An 18,555-nucleotide genomic window follows, 5' to 3' on the forward strand; every position below is an offset into this window, starting at 1 on the left:
TCATTGCTAGAAACGAATTTGAGAGGTTGGGACAGCAAACGCATGAATGCCGAATTGCAATTAGAGGTTGTGTAGAGCAAAGAACAGCTCGATTTTCCTGTGAGGCTTGATAGAAACCCATATGCCTTATCTGGGAGAGACCAATGATCAAGATTTTTAAACCGTTCGTTGCCGCCGCTATCGTTACCGGGCTGGCCGCGACTTCGGCTTATGCGCAGACCCGCGTGACTTATAAATCCGCCAAAACCACATCGTCATATTACCAGATGGCGGTTCAGATCGCCGAGGCAATGAAGGCCGGATCTGGTGGCGATATTGTTGTTACGGTTGAGGAAAGCCAAGGCTCGGTACAGAACGTGTTGGAGGTAAAGGCCCGTAATGGTGACTATGTGTTCACCACTCCGCCGGTCCTGGTCAGTCTGGCACAAGGCGGCAGGGCGATGTTCAAGGACAAGAGCGATCCGGCTTTTGACGAGATCCGCGCACTGTTCCCAATTCCATCACTGACAATGCATTTTGTCATGTCCGATGCGTCAGGCGTGACCGACTTCGCAAGTCTGGAAGGTAAAACGCTGCTGTTGGGCAAGGGATCGTTTGGTGCTCGTGAAGGGGAAAAATATCTCAAGCTGTTTGGCCTTGAGGGCAAAGTTGAGATTGCAGATGTTGAGCTCTCTGGTGCTGTCCCTGCGTTGAAAAATGGCCAGATCGATGGTTTTGTCACTGCCGGGTCATATCCAGCCCCCAACGTGATCGAGGCCGCCGCGTCAACGGGCGTTTCAGTCCTATCACTGAATGACGAGCAAATCGCAGCCAGTAAGCGCGCCCGGCTGGTCATTCCGGCTGGCACCTACGCGGGTCAGGACAGAGACATTGTTACAACGTCCTTGCCCGTTGTCGCCTTCACCACCACCAAGATGGACGAGGCTACCGCCTATGAGCTGACTAAAACTTACTGGGAAGGCAAAGCCGACATGGGCGCCGCAGCCCCGTGGTGGAACGGTGTGGATCGCGGTTTGATGGCCAATATTACGGGTAAAATTCATCCAGGAGCGTTGAAGTATTACACTGAAGCTGGGTTTGAATTGAGTGACGCGCAAAAATAAGCTGACTTGATCGTCAGAGAAAATTGACCGGGCAGGCAACTGCCCGGTCCTGTTATCTAAAGGCCCCAGAAAATATGATCGATACACAGTCACGTATGACCCAGCATCCTATCTGGTTGGGATTGGCAGCCTTGATGGTGATGTTTCATCTGGGTTTGATTTTCTGGGGGCTGGTCCCTAATCTCGTCAGCCGCCCTTTGCATTTGGCATTCGTATTACCTTGGGTTTTTGTTTTTGCTGCCAAATCTCGGGCGCAATTGATCTCGGGCGGGGTGCTGACAGTACTGGGGGGGGCTTCTGCACTGTGGATAGCGCTGAACCACGACATGCTAGGTGACCAGTACGGCTTTCTTGAGGGGGGTTTTCAGACCGCAGTGGCTTTAACCCTTTTGGTCTGCGTGATCGAAGCCGCGCGCCGTGCAATTGGCTGGCCGCTGCCCTTGGTCGCAGTTGCAGCATTGGGGTATGCACTGTTTGGTGACGCTATCCCGGGCGAATTTGGGCATTCAGGCACCCCCTTGCCTAGTTTTCTGGGCACCATGACAATAGCGGAGGGTGGAATTTGGGGAAGCCTGACCGCGGTTTCCGTCGGGGTGGTGTCGATTTTTGTGATATTTGGTGCGGTTTTGAACGCGGGTGAGGCCGGGCAGGGCTTCATGAATGTTGCTGCCGCAGCGGCCGGACGTCTTAAAGGTGGGGCGGCCAAGGTCTCGGTGATTTCATCAGCGCTGTTTGGCTCCATTTCGGGTTCTGCTTCGGCCAATGTTGCTTCAACGGGCGCTATCACTCTGCCGGCGATGACCAAACTTGGTTACCCTAAACGTCTGGCCGCTGCGGTAGAGGCTGTGGCGTCGTCGGGTGGACAAATCATGCCACCACTGATGGGGGCCGGCGCCTTTGTCATGGTTGAGCTGACAGGTGTGCCATACACCTCGATCATGGGCGCTGCCATCCTACCTGCCGTGCTGTTTTTCTTTGCTGTCTGGATGGGTATCAACGCCTATGCAAGCCGATTTAAGTTGCGTGGTATTGACGCGAGCGAACAACCCGCAACGCGCGACGTAGTGATCACATCCGGTTTTTTTCTGGTGCCGTTTTCGGTTCTTCTGTGGGGCATGTTTGGGTCCGGATATACGCCGCAATACGCCGCCTGTATGGCGATACTCGCCGGAGCGGTGCTGTTGATGTTTAACCGTGAGGCCCGGTTTGACGGCACTCAATTCGCCGCAAGATTGTCTTCGGCTCTGATGAATGCGGCACGTCAGATCGGGATGATCGCTTCGATCATCTTTTGCGCGTCTATCATCATTGGCGTGTTGTCAATTACTGGGCTGGGTGTGAAAATCACCTCACTGATCCTGTCTGGGTCAGGTGGGTTGCTGTGGCCGTCTCTACTGCTGACCGCAATAGCATGTCTGGTTTTGGGGATGGAGGTGCCGACCACTGCTGCCTATGTCATCTGCGTCTCTGTCGCAGGGCCAGCGCTGATCCAGCAGGGGCTAGAGCCATTGCAGGCGCATCTGTTTGTGTTTTGGTTTGCGTTGCTGTCCACCATCACTCCGCCAGTCTGTGGGGCGGTGTTCATCGCCGCAGGGATGATTGGCGAAAACTGGATCAAGGTTGCTCTTACTGCGATGGCGCTGGGCGTTGGTCTTTATGTCATTCCTTTGGGGATGATAGCCAATCCAGATATCTTACGGCTGGCTGAAACCCCTATGGCTGCACTGCTTGCCTTTTTGCGCATGGCAGTAGGTTTGGCGGTGCTAAGCTATGGCCTGATCGCCTTGTCGGCCCTGTACGCCAAGGTGTGTGTTGGCTTACTGGGGCTGGCTATCGTTATGTCTGGTGTAGTCTTCTAGATCTTTGTTTGGCGATTGGTCCGGCTGGGCCTTTTTGTTGAACCAAGAAAAAAGGCGCCCAGATTTGGGCGCCTTTTCTTCTTTAACCATAGCCAAAGTTTAGCCAATGATTGCGTTCAGCGTCGCGCTGGGCCGCATCACTGCTGCGGTCTTGGCCGGGTCTGTGTGGAAATAACCGCCCAGATCAGCAGGTTTGCCCTGCGCAGCAGCCAGCTCCGCAGTAATCTGCTCTTCTTTTGCACCCAGTTCAGCTGCAATCGGAGCAAAGTGCGCGGCCAGTTCAGCGTCATCGGACTGTGCAGCCAAAGCTTCGGCCCAGTAGCGAGCGAACCAGTAGTGGCTGTCACGGTTGTCAGGCTCACCAACCTTGCGCGAAGGCGAGCGGTTGTTGTCCAGAATGCCCTGCGTCGCGGCCTCGGCAGCAACACCCAGAACGCCAGCCTTGGCATTGCCTTGGCTGTCAGCCAGGAAATTCAGGCTTTCACCCAAAGCGCAGAATTCACCCATCGAGTCCCAGCGCAGGTGGTTCTCTTCGACCAACTGCTGAACGTGCTTGGGGGCAGAACCGCCAGCACCGGTTTCGAACAAGCCACCACCGTTCATCAGTTTCACGATTGACAGCATCTTGGCCGAGGTGCCCAGTTCCAGAATTGGGAACAGGTCGGTCAGATAATCCCGCAGCACGTTGCCCGAGATGGCGATGCTGTCGTTGCCTGCTGTGATGGTTTTCAGCGACTGGGCCGTTGCCTCACGCGGTGCCATGATCTGGAACTTGTCAGCTACACCGGCAGCGGCCAGCACAGGCGTGACATATTCGATCAGCTGAGCATCGTGGGCGCGGTTTGCGTCCAGCCAGAAGATCGCCTCGGAACCTGTCAAACGCTGACGGTCCATTGCCAGTTCGATCCAGTTCAGGATCGGCGCCTTCTTGGCGGTGCAAGAGCGCCAGATGTCGCCAGCCTCAACGTCGTGGCTGTGCAGTGTGTCGCCATTGGCCAGAACCACACGGATCACACCGTCGGCAGGCGCTTCGAATGTGGTTGGGTGCGAGCCATATTCTTCGGCCTTTTGCGCCATCAGGCCAACATTGGCGACGGAGCCAACAGTTGTCACATCCATAGCACCGTTGGCTTTGAAGAAGTTGATGGATTCGTCATAGATGGTTGCATAGCAGCGATCAGGGATGACACAGTTGGTGTCGCCCTTGTTGCCCGCAGCATCCCAGCCTTTGCCGCCAGCGCGGATCACAGCAGGCATCGAGGCGTCGATGATCACATCGGACGGAACGTGCAGGTTGGTGATGCCTTTATCGCTGTCGACCATATACATGCCAGGACGGTCAGCTGTCACGGCTTCGATGGCAGCCATGATGTCGGCGTTGTCTTTGACACGGTCCAGAAGGTCACCCATGCCAGAGTTTGCGTTGACACCCAGGGCGTCCAATTCAGCACCGAATTTGTCAAACACGGGCGCCAACCAAGCCTTAACCGCGTGGCCAAAGATGATCGGGTCCGAGACCTTCATCATGGTGGCTTTCATGTGCAGCGAGAACATGGTGCCGTCGGCTTTGGTGTCTTCAATGGCACCAGCCAAGAAAGATGCCAGAGCTTTGGCGGACATGAATGTCGCGTCAGCAACGGTGCCTTCTTCCAGTGGCCATGCGTCTTTTAGCGCGGTGACAGAACCGTCTTTGGTGACAAATTCGATTTTCGCGTCACCAGCCTGTGCAGCAGTGATGGTCGCGGATTTTTCGTTGGCATAAAAGTCGTTGCCCGGCATGGACGAAACTTTGGTCTTGCTGTCGCTTGCCCATTTGCCCATCGAGTGTGGGTTGTTCTGAGCGTAGTTTTTAACAGCGCGTGCGGAACGACGGTCCGAGTTGCCTTCGCGCAGTACTGGGTTCACAGCGGAACCTTTGATGGCGTCGTAACCGGCGCGAACAGCTTTTTCTTCGTCGGTCGAAGGCTCTTCAGGATAGTTGGGCAGGGCGTAACCCTGTGACTGTAGTTCTGTAACCGCGGCGACCAGCTGGGGACCCGAAGCCGAGATGTTTGGCAGTTTGATGACGTTGGCCTCTGGTGTTTTCACCAGTGTACCCAGTTCAGCCAGATCGTTGGATTGGCGCTGTTCTTCCGTCAGGCTGTCGGGAAAGGCCGAAAGAATACGGGCGGCCAGTGAAATGTCCTTAGTGCCAAAGTTCACGCCGGCGGCGCTGGCAAAGGTGCGAATGATCGGCAGCAGTGAGGCACTGGCCAGCTCAGGCGCTTCGTCTACGATGGTATACAATACATCGGAGTTTGATTTTTCTGCCATTATTCTCAACCTTTCAGCGATTTCGGAAACTTTGGTAAATCGATGCAACACGCTGCACCCAGAATTGATCCCATATTGCCGGTCAAGGGGCGCGAATTGCGACTCTTGCGGCCTACGTTATGGGCCTCATGTAAAACAAGGAGCGCTGACGTTCAATCGTCTGGAGGAAAAAACGACCGAACATATTGCCGCGCTTTGTCATGAAGACGTAAATCCCCCATCGCCTGAACGATGGAGGGATGTCAATTTGCAGATGTTCCTCGAGTGGAATTCAAGGAGAAGGACTAGAAATCCTGCCAAAGGTCCTTCGCTGCGGATCCTTCGGACATTGCGGTTGCCACTGGGATCGCGGCGGCTGTATCCCAGCCATCCTCGCCGTGAGAAGTTGGACCGGAAATTGAGTTCGCCGGAGCCGCTGTTGCAAGTGTTGGTGTACTTGACCCACCAGTGATCGTGAAGCGGGACACCAATCCAGACAGTTTGGTGGCGTCGGTATTCAGCAAATGGCCTGCGGCGGTCGCCTGTTCCACCATTGCAGCATTCTGCTGCGTTACCTGATCCAATTGGCTAACACCCATGTTGATTTCACCAAGACCTGTCGATTGTTCACTGGCCCCTTCGGCAATGCCGGAAATCTGTTGGGAAATATCCGTAACACGCTGAACAATGCGGTCCAGTGCACCGCCGGCCTTGCCGACAAGGTCTACACCACGCTCAACCTGCTGCGAGGAATTCCCAATCAGGGTTTTGATTTCAGTGGCCGCATCCGAGGACCTCTGGGCCAGTGCACGTACTTCGGAAGCGACAACAGCAAAGCCACGGCCTGCTTCGCCTGCACGCGCGGCCTCAACACCAGCGTTGAGAGCTAGAAGGTTGGTCTGGAAAGCGATATCGTCAATGACCCCGATGATCTGCGAAATGTGATGGGCGGAATTTTCGATCTCATGCATCGCCTCGACGGCATTTTTCACCACAGTTCCGCTGTCTTGTGCTTCGCTTCTGGCTTCTTGCATCAAGTTTTCAACGCTTCGGGCACCTTCCGCAGCTGACCGCACACTAGCAGTCATTTCTTCCAGAGCAGCAGCGGTTTCTTCCAGTGTTGCAGCTTGGCTTTCGGTGCGGTGTGATAGGTCATCAGACGCCTGACTAATCTCATTCGCGCCGCTACGGATACTCTCAGAGGCTTCAATCACTTGGACCACTGTACCGTTCAATGTCTCCAAGGTTTGGTTGAAATCGAGCCTCAGCTGTTCGTAACCTTCGGGGAATGTTTCGGTGATTTGCCCAGTGAGATCTCCGTCGGACAATGCAGATAGGCGCTGGTTTAAGGTTTCGACCACACCACGTCTTTCTTGATCACGGGCTTCCTGGCCACGTTCCATTTCCCGTTGTTTCTGAAGCGATTGGCGGAACACTTCAACTGTCTGGGCCATCAATCCGATTTCGCTACGTACCTGCGTTGCCGGAACTTCAGTTTCCGTTTCCCCGTTCACCATTGCCTGCATGCGAACCTGCAATGCGCCCAAGGGGGCGGTTACGCTGCGGGCGATTACATAGCCTGCTCCAGCAAGCAACAGTAGGCAAACAGCCATCGTGGCCATTGCTGCCTTGCGCATCCAGCTAAGACTGGCTTCGATATCAGAGACATAAGAGCCGGTTCCGATAATCCACCCCCAGGGTTTGTACAGTTGTACATAGCCAATTTTCTGCTCAGGCTGATCTGCATTTGGCTTCTGGAACCAGTATCGTACTGCCCCTGCACCTGCCTGGCTTTGGGCCACCTTGTTCATCTCTTCGAAGATCTTCAAACCATTGATGTCTTCCAGATCGGCTTTGTTGGTTCCTTCCCATTCAGGCTTGAATGGGTGCGCCTGCACGATATTATCCACATCGTTGACGAAGAAGTACCCGGCAGTTCCAAACCGCAGACTGTTCAACTGATCATGGGCAATTTTCTTGGCATCATCACGCGACAGTTCACCAGATTCAACACGCGCTTCAAGGGCAGTCAAAAGGCTGATGGCGGTATCGGTCGCATGGTGTAACTCGTTTTCCCGCATCGAGTAGGCGTTGTCGACTGCGCGAGATAGCAGAATAACGGTGAGGAAGGCGATCATAATCAGCGAGAGGGCAATCACCGCATAGATGCGGGTGGATAGGCGGTAAAGTGCAGCAGGCATCGTAAGTTGTTTCCTTTGCGGTGTTCGATATTCGAACAGCTCCTAAGAAAGGGCTCCTAATATTTCCTTAGATGCCGGAGAAAAAATATGTTTTACCCTACGGAAAACGGCTTTTCTCTCCATGAAGGTGTATTTCTCAAGCGCGTTGCTCGCCAGGCGTGCTGGCTTCGTGCCCGCGTAGAGCCAAAAATGCTGTGATGCAGAAACCATGAAGCAGATTCGCTTTGCCAAGTTAAAAATGGTCAAGCCGTCGGTTTCTTGTCGCCTAGAATAAATGGTCTGGCCCACGTCTTAGGCCGAGGTTTGAATTCAATGAAACTGAGCCCCCAGAAATTAGTTCATGCTTTTTCTGAGGTCTTCATTAGACTGGCGTAGACACTCCAGGCTCTGACCTGCCTGATAATCGGTACGGGGATTTGACCAAGCACGATAATTTCTAAGGGGCTTTTGATGACCAAACCCAAAGCAACCTATCAAGCCGCTCCTTCTTTGCGGCACATGGTATTTGGTGACGGAACCCCAAGAAAGGCGCTGATGACCGCATTGGTCGTCGGTACTATTTTGACCTTGATAAATCATGGGGATCAAGTCTTGGCGGGAGAGCTACCGCCAATGTGGAAGGTGTTGCTGACCTATTTCACCCCTTTTTGTGTGACCACTTGGGGGGCGGTGACGGGTAAGCGTGCCCAATGGCAGCTTGATTTTTCGGCAAAGAAAGATGGCTGATGTGTGTTCTAGGGAGATATCATGAAAGTTGAGGATCTATTCAACCAAAAGAATATCGTCGAACTGAGTTTCTTCAATTTCCGCAACGCTATAACAGCGGCATATTATGCCAACGAGGATTTTGAGATCCTCAAGGTAAACGACAACTTCCTGCACTTCTTTCCAGTGTTGGGAAATGTCTCCAACGCCTATTTTCCAGATGTTCTGGAGCAACTGGGCGTTCCGGGTGCTCAAATTGATACCTGGATCACCGGTATCCGCGAAGACGGAGCCGTGCGAATTCCTGAGATACACATCTCTGACAATGGGAACAGCCGGGTCTATGCGCTGATGTCGGCACGTACGAAAGATCCCAGTTTTTCTTACCTCAACGGCATTCAGGGTCAGTTTGTCGATCGCACCGAAGAATGGGCTCTGCGGCATGAGCGGGAGGAACTGCTGGAGCAGAAAATTCGCGACCGTGAGATCATTGAAGAGAAAAGCTCCCAATTGGAACATCTTGCCACACGTTTGGCAAAATATCTCTCACCGCAGATATATGAGAGCATTTTTGCAGGCAAACAGGACGGCAGCACCAGAACCAAGCGTAAAAACCTGACTATTTTCTTTTCTGATATTGAACACTTCACGGACTTGTCTGACACGTTAGAGCCAGAACGTCTGACATCAGTGATCAATTCCTACCTCTCTGAAATGTCTGCAATTGCCATTCAATGCGGCGGAACCATCGACAAATTTATCGGCGATGCGGTGATGGTCTTCTTTGGGGACCCAGAGAGTGATGGAGAGGAGGAAGATGCATTAAAGGCTGTTGAGATGGCACTGTTAATGCAACAACGTGTTGGGGAGTTGCAGAGCCATTGGAAAAAATTAGGCGTGCCAAAGCACATGAGAGTGCGCATGGGAATTACCTCTGGTTTTTGCACTGTTGGTAACTTTGGCTCTGAAAAAAGGCTTGATTACACTGTCTTAGGTGGCCCAGTGAATTTGGCATCTCGGCTTGAAGGATTGGCTGAACCGGGGTGTGTTCTGATATCTGAGAGCACCTGCAACCTGATTTCAGAACATGTCGCATGTGAACCCGTTGGAGAGATAAACCCAAAGGGGTTTGCGCGTCCGGTTGAGGTGTTCAAGGTGCTGGAATTCCGCTCTGCAGAGCATCGTGACCGAATGTTACGGCGAAGACTTTCGCGAAGTGGAAGCCACGTCGAAGTGAACGTGATTGACAGTAGTAACATCCGCGCCGCCATAGAAGAGCTGCGTCGAATTCAGCAAGACTTTGAACAGCAATTGGATAGTTAGCACTTAGGTGGCTCAAATTGTGGCCATTAATTGCCTTAGTGAGCGCACGTTCATGCGTTTGTACGCCTTTTTGCGGTGCGTGATGATTGTGGTTTCTGCCAGCCCGAGGATCCCGGCAATTTCGCTTGCAGTGCGTCCTTTAATGGTCATTGCGGCGACTTCGCGCTCGCGTTTGGTCAGATCGGGAAAGCTGACCGCCAGCCGAGTTTGGATATCCTGACCTTGCCAGGTATTCCCTTTTAGAGAAAAAGCCACATGGCGTTCTGTCGTAGCCAGAAGCAGGTCCAGAACGGCGGTTGCCGGGTCGTGCATTTGGGGTGAAAATGCGCCATCTTCGGCGCTGGAGTACAGGCTAACCGATAGTCCAAAAGTCTGTGTGCGTCGGATCAGGGAAACCCGTGCAGAAATTCCCGGCTGTTCATAGCAATCCCGCCTGTAGGTAAAGTCCTTTATACTGGCGGCATGTTGAATAGTCAGAAAATCGCCAAGCCCTGAAGCGCCCGCCAACAAGGCAGCGTTTTTGTCATTCGCGCTATAACGCTCATAGCCCTTGGCGGCTTTTTCGGCCCGTCGTTGTCCCAGAGAGCAAGCCGTTCCAACCAATAGGGGATGATCACGGTCACCTTGGCAAAACATTGAGATAAAACTGGCCCCGGTTATTTGTTTTGCAAAATCTAGCGCTGCTTTAACATATGTCGGTGTCCCGATGGTCGCAGTAAGCTCACACAAGGGACCAACGTCAAAGGCAGCTTTCGGCAGGGCTTCGTTCAATTTGCGGTCAATGATCATTGTCGTTCTCCAACCACAAAAAATGGCTGACTGGAAGCCAAGGGTATATGTGTAAATCAGACCATTACACGATCTGTATTTGGCGTCAAAAGTCCTCACTAATGAGGAATGCACCTATGGGCGATATGGGCGTAGTAAGATGTCATCACGTGCTGCAGATGACCAAGGAGTGCAACCATGTTTGCAAAAGATCACATCGAATATGAAGCTGTTGATCTACCAGATCGCACCGAGTTGAGCGATGCCGAGATGCTGACTGAGGCACAGGCGTTTTACGACAAAATCAAGCGTCGACACACAGTGAGGGACTACACAGATCGTCAAGTTCCTCGTGAGGTCATTGAGGAGTGCATTCGCGCTGCGGGAACCGCGCCATCTGGGGCCAACCATCAGCCGTGGCATTTTGTGGCGATCTCGGATCCGACTTTCAAACATCGCATCCGCTTGGCTGCTGAAGAAGAAGAGCGCAAGTTCTATGAGGGCGGAGCAGGGGACGAATGGTTGAAGGCGTTGGAACCCATCGGCACCAATGATGATAAACCACATCTGGATCAGGCCCCTTGGCTGATTGTGGTGTTTGCCCAACGGTGGGGGCATTTTGATGATGGTGAACGGTTCAAGAATTACTATGTTCCGGAAAGTGTCGGAATCGCTTCGGGGTTCTTGCTGACCGCATTGCACTGTGCGGGGCTGGTCACCTTGACCCATACGCCCAACCCGATGCGGTTTTTGAACGAAATGCTGGGCCGTCCAGCATCAGAAAAACCGATCATGATTGTAGCGGTTGGTCACCCCACCGAAGATGCCAAAGTGCCAAAAGTGGCCAAGATGAAAAAGCCCCTCGATGAAATTCTAACAGTGGCTGAATGATCCCATCTCCCGGTTGCTTTGTGACCGGGAGACAAGCTTTAGGTGTGGCTCCAGTCGTTTGGATTGTCCGACTTGTTGGGGGACAAGCCAAGAATGTCTCCTTTGGGGGGGAGGGCCCTAGGGAAAACCCTAAACCCGCCAGCGCAATAGTCGGCGTTCAATCATTCCGATGCAAATGCTCAGCGTGACACCTAGTATCGACAAGATTGTGACCCCAGCAAACAGGCGCTCCAGATCGTACAGCGACCCAGCCTCGAGGATATAGGCACCGATGCCGTATTCCGCGCCCAGCATTTCAGCCGCGACCAGTAGGATGATGGCAATTGCCAGACTGATCCGCAGCCCGGACAGAATGCCGGGCATGGCGCCGGGCAGCACGATCTTGCGCACAATCGACCACCAGCTGAGGTTAAAGCTTTGCCCCATACGGATCAGCCCGCGGTCGACATTGTCCACTGCGCCATAGGTGGCCACCACTGTGGGGGTGAATGTGCCAAAGGCGATAAGTGCGTATTTGGATCCTTCGTCGATGCCAAACCAGATCACAAACAGCGGTAGCAGTGCGATTTTGGGGATCGGGAACAGGGCGGCCACCAACGGCACTAGCCCGGCGCGGACATAGGAAAACAACCCGATCATCACCCCCACCGCGATACCGACGCTGGCCCCCAGTGCCGCGCCGACGATCAAGCGGGACAGGGACACACTCAGATGTTTCCACAGCAGTCCAGTGCTGTAGAGCTCGCCAAAGGTTTTCAGCACATCGGAGGGTTTGGGCAGCGTCAGAGATGAAATCCATCCCTGTCGGGTTCCCATTTCGGCCAATGCGATCAGCACGACAAAAACTACCAAGCCAACCCAGCGACGCGAGGAGGGGGCAAAGCCGCCACCACGAAACGGGACGGGGCGGATGGCGTCTGCGTTTATTTGATCAGACATGAATCAGCTCCGCATCTGCAGCTTCTGCTTCTTCACGCATCAGCTTCCAAAGGTATTTTTGCTTGTCTTCCAGCTCGGCATTCCCCAGCCCGCGTTGTTCCAGCGGCTGGTCCAAGTGCACAATCTCGCGGATCTCGCCGGGGCGGCGGGACATGACGACAATGGAATGACCCAGACGCACGGCCTCGGCCAGGTTGTGGGTGACGTAGACGGCAGTGAACGGTATGCGGGTCCAAAGGTTGACCAGATCGTCCATCAGCAATTCGCGGGTTTGGCTGTCGAGCGCAGACAGGGGCTCGTCCATTAGCATCACTGCGGGATTAACCGCGAGTGCACGGGCAATTGCCACCCGCTGTTTCATGCCGCCGGACAGCTGCTTGGGCAGGGCCTCGGCGAAATCGCTGAGCTTGGTGCGGGCCAGAACGTTCTGGATGATGTCATCGGCGTCTTGGCTAGGAATACTGTGATCCTCTAGCACCAGAGAGATATTGCCATGCACAGTGCGCCAGGGCAGCAGGGCAAAATCCTGAAAAACATAGGTCAGGGGATTCAGGCAATCGGCGGGTGGGGTGCCGACCTGCAGGATTCTGCCCGCGCTGGGCTGTTCCAGCCCGCCAATCAACCGCAAGAGAGTGGATTTTCCGCAGCCTGACGGGCCGACGATGCAGACGATTTTGCCGGACGGGATTTCAAGCGAAATGTCCCGCAAGACTTCGGTTTGGTCATAGCGGTGGCTGACGCCTGATAGGCGGATGTCCATGTGGTATTGTCCTGTGGGTGTTGGATCTGAAAACGCCCTGAGACTTTGGCTGGTAGGGCGGTGTTTGACCTTGGGGAGGTGCAAAGCGCCTTCCCGGGGGAAGGTCAGGCGCTGCCCGGCCTGTCGGCCGGGCATAAGACTTTTGAAATTAGCCCAGTGTCTTGACGTAGCTGCTGTCCACAACTGTATCGAGTGTGATGTCGCCGCCAACCAGACCTTCGGACTGGAACCAGCTCAGCTGATCCTGCAAGGACGCGGTGTTCATCGCAGCGCCTTCGTTCAGGCGCATGGTGCCGTTGATGATCGACTTGGCGGCCTTTTCGCGCGGTTTATCGGCGTAGACATATTTGTGGATCAGATCGACCATTTCATTCACACCGTCATCGCCGTGGGCACGGTCAATCATGGTGGCGTTGTAATCTGCAACACCCTTGGAAAAGCCAGCCAGGAAATCGCCGGTCATACCGCGCTCGTCAGTTGCGTTTTTGGCCGAGGTGAACACGGTAGTAACCTGATAGTCAGGAAGAACATCCGACACGTTGCCAATGATGTGAACCTTGCCCGAACCAGCCAGTGGCTTGGCAATGTGCGGCACGATCGACCATGCATCAATCTGGCCCGATTTCAGCGCACCGATGATGGCACCGACCTTTTGCAGCGGCTTGTAGGACATTGAGATGCCCTCTTTCTGCGCCAGCTTGGAGCCCATGTAGTGGAACGAAGAACCGGCACTGGTGATACCATAGCTTTTGCCGTCCAGCATGGCCGGGCTAGTCACGCCAGCCTGAAATGCCGCGTCAGAGACCAGGTATTTCTGACCGTCGATGCCTGCTTCCTCGGACAGTGCGCCACCGATGATCTTGATCGCGCCTTTGTCGGCCAATGACACCAGACCGCCAGACATGGCTGTCACGGCGTAGTCGACATCACCCGAGGCAATCGCAACGGCCATCGGTGTGGCCGCCTGAAAGAACTTCAGCTCGACATCCAAACCGGCCTCTTTGAAATAATCACGCTGTTGCGCGATGAAGCTGGCGGAGTGGCTGGTAAAGCGCAGCGCCCCAACAGTGATCTTGCGACCCTGCGACAGTGCTGGAGTTGAAAGACCGGCGGCAGCAACAGTGCCGCCCATCAGAGCCAGTGCCTTGCGGCGGTTCAAAGTTGTCATGGTATCCCTCTCAAAATGCACATCCATATGCCGCGACTACACTTTGGGCCGGGCTCGGCAATTAGTGCTTATTTCTCAACCGCTCCGGTCTCGGAGTCAATCGCAGCGCATAGGGTTGATGCACTCGATCAGATAAATTTGTTACAGCACATAGAGTTGTGCGCATCTCGCACTCGGAAAGGCGAAATGTATACAGTGTCAGGTTGAGTTTCTGATATTTGGGACGAGGCTGCGCTGCGCGGTGAAAACCTGGTTCAGTCGCGCAGTTCGGCTGGTGTAACGCCCCACAGTTTCTGTTTGGGGACCCAACCGCGATAACCGCCAGCTGAAATGCGGCACCAATCCTGCGAGCAACTGCCGAGACGCGCCACGACACCCAATTCGAAAGCTGCGGTGATTTGAGCGTTCTCGCTGGGCTGTGCCCGCAGAGTCAGCATGTCTTCTTCGATCAATACAGTGCGGTTGCCCGACAACAGCGCATAGTGGACCCAACCGCCAGCGCCATCACGATCGCGGACCCGGCGCCAGTGGCCATATTCGGCTGTGATCTCCAGAGGCATGTCACGACGCTTGAAGACCCAGTCGATACGGTGTGTCAGCGACGGGCCTCGTCTGACATTGCCTTCGGAGGCTTTCATGGAAACATAGCGCGGTAGCGGTAGGTTAGTCACCTGACCACGTTCCTGACCGGGCGCGGGATTGCCTGCCATTACAGAAGGGGAAGACACCAGCAGCACAAAAAGCGCTGCCACCAATGGGCGCAATCTAAAAACCGAAAATGTCACTGCCTGCTCGCTCTTTTTCTCGTTGCCTGTTTACCACCGGACCAAAGCGTTTTTCATGCCGTTGCCTCTGCCGGGTCTCCCCGCGGGCTGGTTCCAGAAAACTGCGTCACTTGGCGTCGATGGGGTGGAAGGGTTCTTGTGCCCTTTGCCATCCTACGCCACGATGGCACAGAACAGGCCAGTGTGAAAAGAAATAGGAGTGGGCAAGTGGCAAGAGAACGTCTGAGTGTTGTCGTAACGCGACGGTTGCCAGAAGTGGTTGAGACCCGCTTAAGCGAATTATTTGATGTCACCCTACGCACTGAGGATACGCCGCTAACCCGTGCCCAGTTGGCCGATATCATGGCGCGGGCGGATGTCTTGATCCCAACCGTGACGGACACCATCGATGCACGGTTGCTGGCCCAGGCGGGCGAACGCCTTAAACTCATTGCCAATTATGGCGCCGGGGTGGATCACATTGATGTCGCCACCGCTCGCCAGCGCGGCATTCTTGTTTCCAACACGCCCGGCGTTCTGACCGATGATACGGCTGACATGGCCATGGCGCTGATCATGGCTGTGGTGCGCCGCATCCCCGAGGGATTGGGAATCATGCAAAAAGGTGACTGGCAGGGCTGGGCGCCAACCGCATTGCTGGGCGGGCGCATGACTGGCCGCCGTTTGGGGATATTGGGTATGGGCAGCATTGGTCAGGCTGTCGCACGCCGCGCTGCTGCTTTTGGCATGCAGGTCCATTATCACAATCGCCGTCGGCTCCGCAGTGAGACCGAGGCTGAACTACAAGCCACTTATTGGGAGAGCTTGGACCAGATGGTGGCGCGGATGGATGTGATTTCGATCAATTGCCCATCGACCCCATCGACATTCCACCTGATGAACGCGCGCCGTTTGAAGTTGATGAAACCAAATGCGGTGATCGTCAACACCTCGCGTGGCGAGGTGATCGACGAGATGGCGCTCACCCGGATGTTGCGGGCTGGTGAGATCGCTGGGGCAGGACTGGATGTCTATGAGCATGGCACCAACATCAATCCGCGCCTGCGCGAGCTGCCCAATGTGGTTCTTTTGCCTCACATGGGCTCAGCAACCGTTGAAGGGCGGATAGAGATGGGTGAAAAGGTATTGCTGAATATCAAAACATTCGAGGATGGCCACAGGCCCCCAGATCAAGTTGTCCCGTCAATGTTATAGAAGTGAAATCCTGGAATGCGTGCCTTTTTGGCGATCGATCTGCCTGAGCCTGTTGTCTCTGCACTGATGCAGGTGACTATGGCCTTGCCAGTCGGTCGCCCGGTGCCCGAGGACAACCTGCATCTTACTTTGGCGTTTCTGGATGATCAAAGTGAGGAGCAACTAGAGCAGTTGCATTATGAACTGCATGATCTGCGAATGTCGCCGCTCGAATTGGGCTTTGACGGGTTGGGCAGTTTTGGATCTGGTGCACCCAAAATCCTGTTTGCACGTATTGCAGACAACACCGCACTGATGGACCTGCACCGTCAAACCCGCCGTGCGGCGCACCGTGCTGGCATAGTGTTGGCGAGGGAGCGTTATAAGCCACATGTGACACTGGCCCGATTTGGGCGTGGTGTACATTGGCGCGACGCGGATCAACTGGCCGAGTTCATCAACGATCATGTATCTTTGACCTTACCGGCATTCCCAGTGAACACATTTTCATTGTTTGAATCCCAGTTACACCAAGATGGTGCACTCCACCAACAGCTTGCCGAATATGAATTTGCAGGACAGGCTTGATCCCCACGCAGGACGTTGCGGCCCATACACCGATGAGGTGTTGCAGTCTTCTCAGTTAAAGCCCTAGGCTGCGGTTGTTTGATTTGTTTGGAGGGTATTATGCGTCGGATATTTCTAGGGCTGCTGACAAGCTCAACACTGGTGTTTCCAGCTTTTGCACAGCAGGCGGCAGATGCCGTAGCCCCCGAGGCGGCGACCTCTGGTGATTTTGAGGCTATTTCACCTGCTGTAGCAGCCTCCCTTGAGGCCAAACTGGCTGGGCAGGTGGTCAAATCGGACAACTGGATGATTTCAGCTGCTAACCCGCACGCGGTTGAGGCCGGAGCCGAAGTTTTGCGCGCAGGTGGATCTGCCGCTGATGCGATGGTCGCGGTGCAAACCGTGTTGGGGCTGGTTGAGCCGCAGTCTTCGGGTCTTGGTGGTGGAGCCTTTTTGGTTTGGTATGATGCTGCAAGCGGGAAACTGACAACATTAGATGGCCGTGAAACCGCGCCTCTGGCCGCAACGCCAACCCTGTTTCAGGACGAAAACGGAGAGCCTTTGAAATTTTTCGATGCGGTTGTAGGCGGACGGTCCGTTGGTACTCCCGGTACGCCAGCATTGATGGCTGAAGCTCACCGCCGCTGGGGGCGATCTGAGTGGTCTTCACTGTTCGAGGCAGGAACGCAGCTGGCCAAAGATGGATTTACCGTGTCACCGCGTCTTGCTGGGTTGATCGAACGGGACGCCGAGCGCTTGTCTCGATTTCCCCGTACTGCGGATTACTTCCTTCCCGGCGGAATGCCATTACAGGCTGGTGACGTGCTGACCAATGAAGAATACGCACATACGCTCGGCGTTTTGGCGGACAAGGGCGCCGAAGGCTTCTATTTTGGGCGTATCGCGGATGAAATGGTCGGCGCAGTGACCCATGCTCCTGGCAATCCCGGCGTTTTATCGTCAATGGACATGGCATTGTATAAGGTCAAGGAGCGCGCACCAGTCTGTGCAGCTTACCGGTCTTTTGAGGTCTGCGGCATGGGCCCACCTTCCTCTGGGGCTCTGACAGTTGGGCAAATTTTGGGCATGGTTGGTCAATATGATCTGGCCACATTGGGCGCTGACAACCCGGAAAGCTGGCGGCTGATCGGAGATGCTTCGCGGCTCGCGTTTGCCGACCGGGGCCGGTACATGGCTGACAGTGACTATGTCCCAATGCCTACCAACGGTCTGGTGGACGCTGAATACCTGACCCAACGGGCCGCCTTACTATCGGGTGATGATGCATTGGCCGAGGTGGCTCCAGGTTCGCCTGAATTTGACCACGCGCTTTGGGCTGATGACGAATCGATTGAGCTGCCGTCAACCTCGCATATCTCGATTGTTGATCAGTACGGCAACGTGCTGTCGATGACGACAACGATTGAGAACGCCTTTGGCTCGCGCTTGATGGTGCATGGGTTTTTGCTGAACAACGAACTCACCGATTTCTCATTCCGCAGCCATCGTGAAGGGGTGCCGATTGCCAACCGTATTGAACCGGGCAAGCGCCCACGCTCATCAATGGCCCCAACAATTGTGATGCAGGAGGGTAAGCCTGTGCTGGCCATCGGCTCACCCGGTGGCAGCCGGATCATTGGGTATGTCGCCACGTCGATCATTGCCTGGGCCGATTGGGGCATGGATTTGCAACAGGCGATTGCACTGCCACATGCGGTGAACCGGTTTGGCACCTATGATTTGGAAGAGGGGACCGAGGCCGCTGCTCAGGAGGAGGCCTTGATCGGCATGGGCTACGAAGTCAAACTCCGCGCACTCAATTCGGGACTTCACGCCATTGAAATTGGTGATGGTCTGCAAGGGGCTGCAGATCCAAGACGTGAAGGGATCGCGCTGGGCGACTGATTATAACACTGTTGTGTTCGGTCGGGGAGTTTCCATCGGCTGGGCACGACACTCATGATTTAATAGTTGGTTGCACTTGGTAACTATCCTGAGTTCTATTGTACCTGCGGGGCCAA

General features: G+C 54.6%; 15 protein-coding genes. 8 read left to right on the plus strand and 7 right to left on the minus strand.

Features of this window, described 5'->3' with window-relative positions; translation table 11 throughout:
- Nucleotides 1-143: 143 nt before the first annotated feature.
- Together FEE96_RS13635 and FEE96_RS13640 are read left to right on the plus strand one after the other, a co-directional pair.
- The gene (locus FEE96_RS13635) at nt 144-1,103 is read left to right on the plus strand and encodes a TAXI family TRAP transporter solute-binding subunit (protein WP_138163652.1); all 960 of its coding nucleotides are present in this window, start codon (nt 144-146) and stop codon (nt 1,101-1,103) included.
- A 74-nt stretch (nt 1,104-1,177) separates the two neighbouring features.
- Nucleotides 1,178-2,962 (plus strand): TRAP transporter permease, encoded by a 1,785-nt coding sequence (locus tag FEE96_RS13640; protein ID WP_212744767.1) that lies wholly within the window; start codon nt 1,178-1,180, stop codon nt 2,960-2,962.
- A 99-nt stretch (nt 2,963-3,061) separates the two neighbouring features.
- Here FEE96_RS13640 and FEE96_RS13645 read toward each other — a convergent pair whose 3' ends face one another.
- Both FEE96_RS13645 and FEE96_RS13650 read right to left on the minus strand, forming a co-directional pair.
- Nucleotides 3,062-5,275 (minus strand): NADP-dependent isocitrate dehydrogenase, encoded by a 2,214-nt coding sequence (locus FEE96_RS13645; protein WP_138163653.1) that lies wholly within the window; start codon nt 5,273-5,275, stop codon nt 3,062-3,064.
- Nucleotides 5,276-5,559: 284 nt separating this feature from the next.
- Complete coding sequence (locus tag FEE96_RS13650) at nt 5,560-7,455, minus strand: methyl-accepting chemotaxis protein (RefSeq protein ID WP_138163655.1); 1,896 nt, start codon at nt 7,453-7,455, stop codon at nt 5,560-5,562.
- 450 nt (nt 7,456-7,905) lie between these two features.
- On the opposite strand from FEE96_RS13650, the gene nrtS reads away from it, so the two are divergent.
- On the plus strand, nt 7,906-8,181 hold the full coding sequence (gene nrtS / locus FEE96_RS13655; protein ID WP_212744768.1) for a nitrate/nitrite transporter NrtS: 276 nt from the start codon (nt 7,906-7,908) through the stop codon (nt 8,179-8,181).
- Between the two features lie 21 nt (nt 8,182-8,202).
- Complete coding sequence (locus FEE96_RS13660; RefSeq protein WP_138163657.1) at nt 8,203-9,483, plus strand: adenylate/guanylate cyclase domain-containing protein; 1,281 nt, start codon at nt 8,203-8,205, stop codon at nt 9,481-9,483.
- A gap of 12 nt (nt 9,484-9,495) precedes the next feature.
- Here FEE96_RS13660 and FEE96_RS13665 read toward each other — a convergent pair whose 3' ends face one another.
- Nucleotides 9,496-10,272: a helix-turn-helix transcriptional regulator gene (locus FEE96_RS13665; protein ID WP_138163658.1), complete on the minus strand. Its 777-nt coding sequence runs from the start codon at nt 10,270-10,272 to the stop codon at nt 9,496-9,498.
- A 177-nt stretch (nt 10,273-10,449) separates the two neighbouring features.
- Between FEE96_RS13665 and FEE96_RS13670 the strand changes: the two genes are divergently transcribed.
- Nucleotides 10,450-11,142, plus strand: a complete 693-nt coding sequence (locus FEE96_RS13670; RefSeq protein WP_138163660.1) for a nitroreductase family protein — start codon at nt 10,450-10,452, stop codon at nt 11,140-11,142.
- 129 nt (nt 11,143-11,271) lie between these two features.
- Here the strand turns inward: FEE96_RS13670 and FEE96_RS13675 are convergent, their stop codons facing one another.
- The 4 genes from FEE96_RS13675 to FEE96_RS13690 all read right to left on the minus strand — a co-directional run bounded on the left by FEE96_RS13675 (nt 11,272) and on the right by FEE96_RS13690 (nt 14,719).
- Nucleotides 11,272-12,081, minus strand: coding sequence for an ABC transporter permease (locus FEE96_RS13675; protein WP_138163662.1), 810 nt, complete (start codon nt 12,079-12,081; stop codon nt 11,272-11,274).
- Nucleotides 12,074-12,841, minus strand: coding sequence for an ABC transporter ATP-binding protein (locus FEE96_RS13680; protein ID WP_138163663.1), 768 nt, complete (start codon nt 12,839-12,841; stop codon nt 12,074-12,076). The genes FEE96_RS13675 and FEE96_RS13680 overlap by 8 nt, the downstream gene beginning before the upstream one ends.
- 148 nt (nt 12,842-12,989) lie before the next feature.
- Nucleotides 12,990-14,009 (minus strand): ABC transporter substrate-binding protein, encoded by a 1,020-nt coding sequence (locus tag FEE96_RS13685; RefSeq protein ID WP_138163664.1) that lies wholly within the window; start codon nt 14,007-14,009, stop codon nt 12,990-12,992.
- A 254-nt stretch (nt 14,010-14,263) separates the two neighbouring features.
- Nucleotides 14,264-14,719, minus strand: a complete 456-nt coding sequence (locus tag FEE96_RS13690; protein WP_138163728.1) for an SH3 domain-containing protein — start codon at nt 14,717-14,719, stop codon at nt 14,264-14,266.
- 282 nt (nt 14,720-15,001) lie between these two features.
- Here FEE96_RS13690 and FEE96_RS13695 point away from each other — a divergent pair, with 282 nt between their 5' ends.
- From FEE96_RS13695 to ggt, 3 genes are all read left to right on the plus strand, one after another.
- Nucleotides 15,002-15,988, plus strand: a complete 987-nt coding sequence (locus FEE96_RS13695; protein WP_138163665.1) for a 2-hydroxyacid dehydrogenase — start codon at nt 15,002-15,004, stop codon at nt 15,986-15,988.
- 15 nt (nt 15,989-16,003) lie between these two features.
- The gene (thpR, locus tag FEE96_RS13700; RefSeq protein WP_138163666.1) at nt 16,004-16,555 is read left to right on the plus strand and encodes an RNA 2',3'-cyclic phosphodiesterase; all 552 of its coding nucleotides are present in this window, start codon (nt 16,004-16,006) and stop codon (nt 16,553-16,555) included.
- Between the two features lie 99 nt (nt 16,556-16,654).
- On the plus strand, nt 16,655-18,439 hold the full coding sequence (gene ggt / locus FEE96_RS13705) for a gamma-glutamyltransferase (RefSeq protein WP_138163667.1): 1,785 nt from the start codon (nt 16,655-16,657) through the stop codon (nt 18,437-18,439).
- Nucleotides 18,440-18,555 lie beyond the last annotated feature (116 nt).

The organism is Parasedimentitalea maritima, from assembly GCF_005771405.1.
Classification (GTDB): Bacteria; Pseudomonadota; Alphaproteobacteria; order Rhodobacterales; family Rhodobacteraceae; genus Parasedimentitalea; species Parasedimentitalea maritima.

Coding starts and splice junctions, on each gene's coding strand:
- FEE96_RS13635 (WP_138163652.1), top strand. CDS start 144: ATGATCAAGATTTTTAAACCGTTCGTTGCCGCCGCTATCGTTACCGGG.
- FEE96_RS13640 (WP_212744767.1), top strand. CDS start 1,178: ATGATCGATACACAGTCACGTATGACCCAGCATCCTATCTGGTTGGGA.
- FEE96_RS13645 (WP_138163653.1), bottom strand. CDS start 5,275: ATGGCAGAAAAATCAAACTCCGATGTATTGTATACCATCGTAGACGAA.
- FEE96_RS13650 (WP_138163655.1), bottom strand. CDS start 7,455: ATGCCTGCTGCACTTTACCGCCTATCCACCCGCATCTATGCGGTGATT.
- nrtS (WP_212744768.1), top strand. CDS start 7,906: ATGACCAAACCCAAAGCAACCTATCAAGCCGCTCCTTCTTTGCGGCAC.
- FEE96_RS13660 (WP_138163657.1), top strand. CDS start 8,203: ATGAAAGTTGAGGATCTATTCAACCAAAAGAATATCGTCGAACTGAGT.
- FEE96_RS13665 (WP_138163658.1), bottom strand. CDS start 10,272: ATGATCATTGACCGCAAATTGAACGAAGCCCTGCCGAAAGCTGCCTTT.
- FEE96_RS13670 (WP_138163660.1), top strand. CDS start 10,450: ATGTTTGCAAAAGATCACATCGAATATGAAGCTGTTGATCTACCAGAT.
- FEE96_RS13675 (WP_138163662.1), bottom strand. CDS start 12,081: ATGTCTGATCAAATAAACGCAGACGCCATCCGCCCCGTCCCGTTTCGT.
- FEE96_RS13680 (WP_138163663.1), bottom strand. CDS start 12,841: ATGGACATCCGCCTATCAGGCGTCAGCCACCGCTATGACCAAACCGAA.
- FEE96_RS13685 (WP_138163664.1), bottom strand. CDS start 14,009: ATGACAACTTTGAACCGCCGCAAGGCACTGGCTCTGATGGGCGGCACT.
- FEE96_RS13690 (WP_138163728.1), bottom strand. CDS start 14,719: ATGGCAGGCAATCCCGCGCCCGGTCAGGAACGTGGTCAGGTGACTAAC.
- thpR (WP_138163666.1), top strand. CDS start 16,004: ATGCGTGCCTTTTTGGCGATCGATCTGCCTGAGCCTGTTGTCTCTGCA.
- ggt (WP_138163667.1), top strand. CDS start 16,655: ATGCGTCGGATATTTCTAGGGCTGCTGACAAGCTCAACACTGGTGTTT.